Here is a 6,737-nt window from a genome sequence, read left to right as displayed (position 1 = left end):
ACTTCCCGCAGACATCGAATGGTCGGACGTGGCCATTTTCCAACCCGCCGACAGCCTCGAAAAACTCGTCCAACAGGGCAAAGACGCCGAATACAACTTCATCAGCCAAGGAACGGGCGATGTCGATGTCTTCTCCCTGAAACTCACCGTTCTCTACGGCTTGAAAGGCATCGCCGCCTACGCCCACCACGCCGCCGAACTGGGCTATCAAGACGATCGCGTTTACGATTTCTTCTACGACGCCCTCGCTGCCCTCGGACGCCGCGACCTCGACCTCAACGATTGGGTACAGATTGCCTTAAAACTCGGGGAAATCAACCTAGTGGCCATGGAAATCCTCGACGCCGCCAACACCGAAACCTACGGACATCCCGTTCCGACGCAAGTTCCCATCACACCTCGCCCCGGAAAAGCGATTCTGATTTCCGGTCACGACTTAGCCGATGTTGAAGCCCTGCTGCAACAAACCGCCGGAACCGGTATCGACGTTTACACCCACGGCGAACTCTTACCCGCCCACGGCTACCCAAAACTGAAACAGAAATATCCCCATCTGTACGGTCATTACGGGACCGCGTGGCAAAACCAAACTCGCGAATTTAACGAGTTTCCCGGCCCCATCGTCATGACGACAAACTGCTTGATGCCCCCCAAACCCAGTTATCGCGATCGCGTGTTTACCTTGGGGGCGGTGGGCTATCCCGACCTCAAACACTTGCGACGGCAGGATTTGAGCCAAGTCATCCATATCGCCGAAGCGATGGCTGGCTTTACCGAAGAACCCGCCGAAGTGAAAACCGTCACCACCGGATTCGCCCGAAACGCCGTTCTCAGCGTCGCCGATACCGTCGTCGAAGCAGTCAAACAAGGCAAAATCCGCCATTTCTTCCTCGTCGGCGGTTGCGACGGGGCGAAAACCGAACGGGGATATTATACGGAGTTCGTCGAACGCGTTCCCGACGACTGCGTGGTGTTAACCCTGGCTTGCGGGAAGTTCCGCTTCTTCGATAAAGATTTGGGCGACATCGGCGGAATCCCCCGACTGATGGACGTGGGACAGTGTAACGACGCCTACTCCGCCATTCAAATCGCCCTGGCGTTGGCGAACGCTTTCGAGACCGACGTCAACCAGTTACCCCTGTCGATGGTGTTATCGTGGTACGAACAGAAAGCGGTTTCGATTCTCCTGACGCTGCTGTATTTGGGCATTCAAAACATCCGCCTCGGTCCGACGCTTCCGGCGTTCATTTCGCCCAAGGTGTTTGAGTTGCTGTCGCAAACCTACCATTTGCAGAAGATTACGACGCCGGATGAAGATTTGGCCGCCTGCTTGAATCGTTAAGTTTCGCCTCAAGTTTCTCCTCTAGGAACCGGACAACTCCTCTTTTCGGGAAAGTCGATTGGCTTTCCCGTTTTTTTCTGGGGAGAGAATCGAGTGTTTTCACCCCAGAGACACTGAGGACAGGGAGGTTTTACGGGAGACACGCCGACAACGCGTTAATGGGGGCGGAGCGAACCTCCTTAAAGGTGCATCAGGAAATTTTTAAATTTGGGTAGGTTAGGTGAAGCGAAAGCGAAACCCAACATCAAACATCTTTCACGAACCTCCTTAAAGGTGCGTCAGCTTGAGCAGTGTAATCCGAACAGTTATCGGTTTTCCCTCTGACGCACCCTACGCGCACCCTAACAACTCTTAAAACGTCACTCTCAAATTCGCTTGAAAGTTCCGACTCAACCCCGGAAAACCGGGATAAACTTCGTACTGTTCGTCAAACAAATTGTTCAAGCTGGCGTTGAGTTGCACGTTTTCACTAAAGGGAATTTGAGCTTTTAAATCGACCGTTGTACGACTCCCCAAGGTTTCCGTATTGGCGTTATCAACGAAGACCTCGCTGATGTGATGGAGGAAAACACCGGTGTAAAACCGGTTTGGACGAGCGTAAGCGACGCCTAAATTGAAACTGTCTCCATCTCGAAAACTTAAATCATTGCCTTCAATGCGTTCGTTTTGGTCTTCGATAATTCGCGTATCGTTCAGCGTCAAATTCGCAAAGGCAAAGAAGTTTTGAGCGAGTTTGATATTTAAATCCGCTTCCAGTCCGATAGTTTCGACTTCGCTAATATTGGTAAAGGTACTCGTGGGCGATCCGAATTCAAACGCTACCAGTTCGGAAATTCGGTTGAGGAAAAACGTTAGGCGAAACAGTCCGAAATCGCCAATTTCTTGGTCGAGGCCGATGTCGAAACTGTTACCTCGTTCCGGTCGCAAGTCGGGGTTTCCTTCTACGTTGAACGAGGCTAAACCTTCGATTTCTGAAATTAACGGCGCGTTGAAACTTCTGGCGTAGTTCGCTCGTAGACGGGTCGAATCGGTGACTCGCCACAGGAACCCCGCACTGGGAGAGGTAAAGGAACCATTTTCGAGGCTGTTGAAGTCTTGGCGGACGCCGACGTGAGCGGTGAAATCGGGGGTAATATCGAGTTCGTAGCGGGCAAAAATTGCCCCTTGGTCGATGTTGTCGTCGTAGTTTTCTCGACTTTCTCCGGTGAAGAAACTAAAGGTGTTGTTTTCGGAATTGACGGTGCGAAAATCGGCGCCGTAAGTGAGGTTGTGAGCGTCGGCGAGTTGCCAGCTATGCTGGAGTTGGAAGCCGAAGGCGGTGCGATCGATCTCGTCGCGGGTGGTGTTGGGATTGCGGAAGGTATAGTCAAGTACGTCGGTGTAAACGCGAGCGGTTAATAAGGAGTCGCCGTCGCTGTTGAGTTGCGATTCCCACAGTAAATCGAACAGCCAGTTTTCGGTGTATTGCTGTGCGTCTGGGGTCAAACTGTTGAATTGTCCGAGGCTTCCGGCGTCGGTGGGAACGCCGCCGGGAATTCCTAAATCGCGGGAGAGGTACAATCCGGTAAAGGTCAAACGGTTGCGATCGCCGATATCGGCGGTCAGTTTGACATCGACGTTATTGTAATTGACTTCGGCGTTGTCGCGGGTTCCGCTGAAGTCGATCGATTCGAGTTCAAAGGGAAAATCGTTTTCGGAATAGGTTCGATTGTACCCGACAACCCAGCCGAAATCGCCGACGGTTCCGCTGCTGCGAACGCTTTGCTGGTTGTAACCGAAACTTCCGAACCCGCCGCGAACGCTGAATTGCGGCTCTTCTGTCGGCTCTTGGGTGACGATGTTCAGGGTTCCCCCGACGCCACCGGAACCGTACAGCGTCGAACTTCCGCCGGGAACCAGTTCCAAACGCTCTACGAAATCCGTGGTGAAGGTGGCTAAGTCGAAGTCGCCGCCAAAGCCTAAATCGTTGAGAGGACGTCCGTTGAGGAGGATGAGGGTTTGGGTGGAATCGCCGCCTCGGATAAATTGCGAACTCACCGAACCCACCTGTCCGCCGGAGGTTCCGTCGCTGAGAACTCCAGGGAGAAACCGCAAGGCTTCATCGATAGTGACGGCGTTTAGGATTTCGAGTTGTTCGCGGGGAACCACGTACACGGGACGAGAGGAGTCTTGTAGGGTTCCTTCGAGACGAAAGGGTGCAAATACTGGTTGCGTGAGAATGCGATCGATGTAGATTTCGACTTCGGGAATCTCTTCTTCGGTGTCTGTTTCCTCTGTCTCGGGTTCCATCTCGGATTCCGGGGTTTGAGCCAGATTCAACGTCGGTGTTAACGTCAAGTTTGCAGGATCGCGATCGATCTCGAGCAGTTGAGTTTCCTCCGCCTCGGCGTCTACCGTCTCGGCGTCCACCGTCTTGGAATCGGGAACTGGCGATCGATCCTTGAGTTTCGAGACTTGAGATTTCGAGAACTGAGCGTCTGAAAACTGAGCGTCTGAAAACTGAGCGTCTGACGCCGCCACCGCCAACTGGCTGAAGGCTAATATGGCTCCGACGGCGGTACTCGCACTCAGGAAACGGAGATAAATGGGGAAGATGGAACGTTCGTTCAAACGGGTAGGTTTTGGCATTTTTTATCGACAATGACAGGCGATCGATCTGACGACCGACCGTTAATCTGGGCTACAAAAATTCAAACAAAATTAGCCTGCGATCGCTCATGAAATTGCGATCAAAAAACATCTCGAGAAGGCATTGTTTCTCGAGCGTTAAACTTTAACGAATGGGGGGAACGAACTGCAAAACTCGCCAGAGCAGCTTAGCAATTTTTGCGAGGCGTTACCATGCGAAACCACCGACAATCGGTCGTTTCAAGACTCAGCGAGTGCTGAGCCCCCCAGCGAAATATTAAAAATCGAAAAAGACTCGAATTCACTTCCATCTGTACCTCGCAGATGCTTGCCAAAGCTACCTTTCAGACGGCGGGCATCCTGACTTAGAGACTCGCATCTCCTCACAGTTGCGGGACAGCGCCGGATTTTCACCGAACTTTCCCCGTTACCTCTGGTGGCTGACCCCCACCAGAACCGACTGGCTGTAGTGTACCACGAAAATGGTTCTCGCTAGAATAATTCAGCCACGCTTCAATGAATTTACAATTCGTTACGGACTTTAATTTTTTGGGGATCTCCCAGGGCGTCTCGAAGTATGAGGGGCGGTCAAACTTACTCCATCTGTCAAGTTCCCAAAACGTAAATTGAATTGACACCTAGAGACCGTTGCTTTCACAATAGAGTTATGAATAGACTTAGAAAAATAGACCGAGTAATATTCCTTGCGGTAAACTCAAAGTCTTTCTCGCGTTATCGATCGGTATTTTGGTAATGTCAATTGCTGCCCGACAGCTTACCGGAGGATATCCCAACCATCCGGTTGTTCGAGATATCTCGTTGACGGTGATACCGGGAGAATGGCTCGCGATTCTGGGGGCGAACGGTTCGGGAAAATCGACGCTCCTGCGGTTGTTGAGTCGCCTCCTCGAGCCGGAACGGGGCGCGATCTCGCTCGACGGAAAGGCGATCGAACGGTTTACGCCGCGACAACTCGCCCGTCAAATCGCGTTTTTACCCCAGCAACAGGCGGAACTTCCCGAAGAAATGACGGTGCGTCAGTTGGTGAGTGCGGGTCGATCGCCCCATCAACCCTGGTGGAAATGGGAACTCAGCCCAGACGATCGCTATTGGGTGGAACTAGCGATGCGATATACCCAAATCTCCCCCTTCGCCGATCGCCCCGTGGCTGCGTTGTCGGGAGGCGAGCGACAGCGAGCGTTTCTCGCCTTGGCGTTAGCTCAAAACCCTCAAGTTTTGTTACTCGACGAACCGACGACGTTCCTCGATATTTGCTATCAGCTCGAACTCTTGGATTTACTCGATTCTCTCAATCGAAAACAGGGTTTATCGATCGTGACGGTGCTGCACGATATTAACTTAGCGGCTCGCTACAGCCATCGCATCGCTTTAATGAAAGACGGTCAGTTGGTTGAGGTGGGAACCTCGCGGGAAGTTCTGACTCCCGAAAACATTAAGTTAGTGTTTGGCGTCGAGGCAACTGTGATTTCAACCCCGGTAGGATTGCAGGTTTATCCATTGAGAGCCGCGAAAACAGCAGAGTTAACGATTTGAATCATTTTTTTAGGGTGTTTTAAATGGGTGGAGGGTCGATTAAAAAAATTTTTAAGGAATTAAAAAATTGTATTGAAAATTGACGAGATGGTCTAGAAATGGACGAATTCACTCAAAAAGTCTACTCAAAAAATCGTAAATCTTCCCAAAAAATTTTACTGTATGGATTGAGCGGGTCGTTACTCGTTCACGGAGTCGTTTTGACGGCACTTTCTCTCGGATCGATCGCGTCCAACCGAGAGATCGATCGATCCGAACCCATCGAAATCGTCGTCCTCGATCGATCCTCTTCTCCCCCCTCACCCCAACTCGACGCCCCCAGCGCAACCCCTTCTAACCCTTCCCAATCGAGCGCTTCCGTCGAATCCTCCAGCAGCACCACCTTCGCCGCCCCTCAGACGAGAACCCAGGCGAGCGAGACGAGTCAGGAGCGAGCGATCGCCCCAACCCGTCGCCCTTCAGACTCCAACCGTTCCACCCCCGCCTCCGAACCCGCTTCACAATCCGGATTCCCGTTGGGAACCAACAACAACAACGCCACTCGCCCCACCACCGAAGGCGAAACCACCCCAGGCGAAACCACCCCAGGCGAAACCACCCAAGGCGAAACGTCAGAGGGAAATTCATCAAACACCCCTGTATCAACAGGTTCGCCATCTAACGATTCGACATCCCGAAGCGGCGGCGGTGCGCCAACCGACAGTTCCGCAAGCGGCGGCGGAGAAGCCTCCGACTCCGAAGGTGGAAACAGTCCAGAATCCGGCGAAATCGGGGAAAACAGAACCGAACAAGCCATCACCACCCCCCCCGAACCGGAAGGAGAAGCAACCCCACCGCCTCCCGCCCCCAGCAGCGACGGCGAGGATAATTCCGGAATCGCCTGCGTCGGAGGCTGTCAGGGAAGCTACGAAGACGAAAGTCAGGAGTCGATCGAACGAGACGCCCTCATTCGCGCCCGTCGTAACGATCGCGGCGAATACGACTACGAAATCATCCAATCCAGCGGGAACGAAGCCGCCGATCGCGCCGCCTTAGAAACCGCCCGCGAAGCCAACTACCAAACCGATCTCGAAGAATTCAACATCCGCGCCAACATCGCCGACGAAGGCTCTCGAGAAGCGACGCCACCGCCGCCACCCCCTCAACCCACCTACGAAGAACCCACCTACGAAGAACCCACCTACGAAGAACCCACCTACGAAGAACCCACCTA

General features: G+C 53.0%; 4 protein-coding genes and 1 riboswitch. Of the genes, 3 read left to right on the top strand and 1 reads right to left on the bottom strand.

Going from position 1 to position 6,737, the window contains the following annotated elements:
• Positions 1–1,342: hydroxylamine reductase (gene hcp, locus ACP5D4_RS13420; protein ID WP_428012129.1), on the top strand; the 1,342-nt coding region annotated here is incomplete at its 5' end.
• A gap of 351 nt (positions 1,343–1,693) precedes the next feature.
• Here hcp and ACP5D4_RS13415 read toward each other — a convergent pair.
• Positions 1,694–3,970 (bottom strand): TonB-dependent receptor, encoded by a 2,277-nt coding sequence (locus ACP5D4_RS13415; protein ID WP_428012128.1) that lies wholly within the window; start codon positions 3,968–3,970, stop codon positions 1,694–1,696.
• Between the two features lie 333 nt (positions 3,971–4,303).
• A riboswitch (cobalamin riboswitch) is annotated at positions 4,304–4,446 on the bottom strand.
• Between the two features lie 277 nt (positions 4,447–4,723).
• Here ACP5D4_RS13415 and ACP5D4_RS13410 point away from each other — a divergent pair.
• Together ACP5D4_RS13410 and ACP5D4_RS13405 are read left to right on the top strand one after the other, a co-directional pair.
• Positions 4,724–5,524, top strand: coding sequence for an ABC transporter ATP-binding protein (locus tag ACP5D4_RS13410; RefSeq protein WP_428012127.1), 801 nt, complete (start codon positions 4,724–4,726; stop codon positions 5,522–5,524).
• Between the two features lie 98 nt (positions 5,525–5,622).
• Positions 5,623–6,737: hypothetical protein (locus tag ACP5D4_RS13405; RefSeq protein WP_428012126.1), on the top strand; the 1,115-nt coding region annotated here is incomplete at its 3' end.

It is taken from the genome of Baaleninema sp., assembly GCF_049974805.1.
Classification (GTDB): domain Bacteria; phylum Cyanobacteriota; class Cyanobacteriia; order Cyanobacteriales; family Geitlerinemataceae; genus Baaleninema.
This window is presented reverse-complemented; position numbering and strand designations above follow the sequence as displayed.

Excerpts from the sequence above, each read along its gene's own strand:
- ACP5D4_RS13415 (WP_428012128.1), bottom strand. The coding sequence starts at position 3,970 with ATGCCAAAACCTACCCGTTTGAACGAACGTTCCATCTTCCCCATTTAT.
- ACP5D4_RS13410 (WP_428012127.1), top strand. The coding sequence starts at position 4,724 with ATGTCAATTGCTGCCCGACAGCTTACCGGAGGATATCCCAACCATCCG.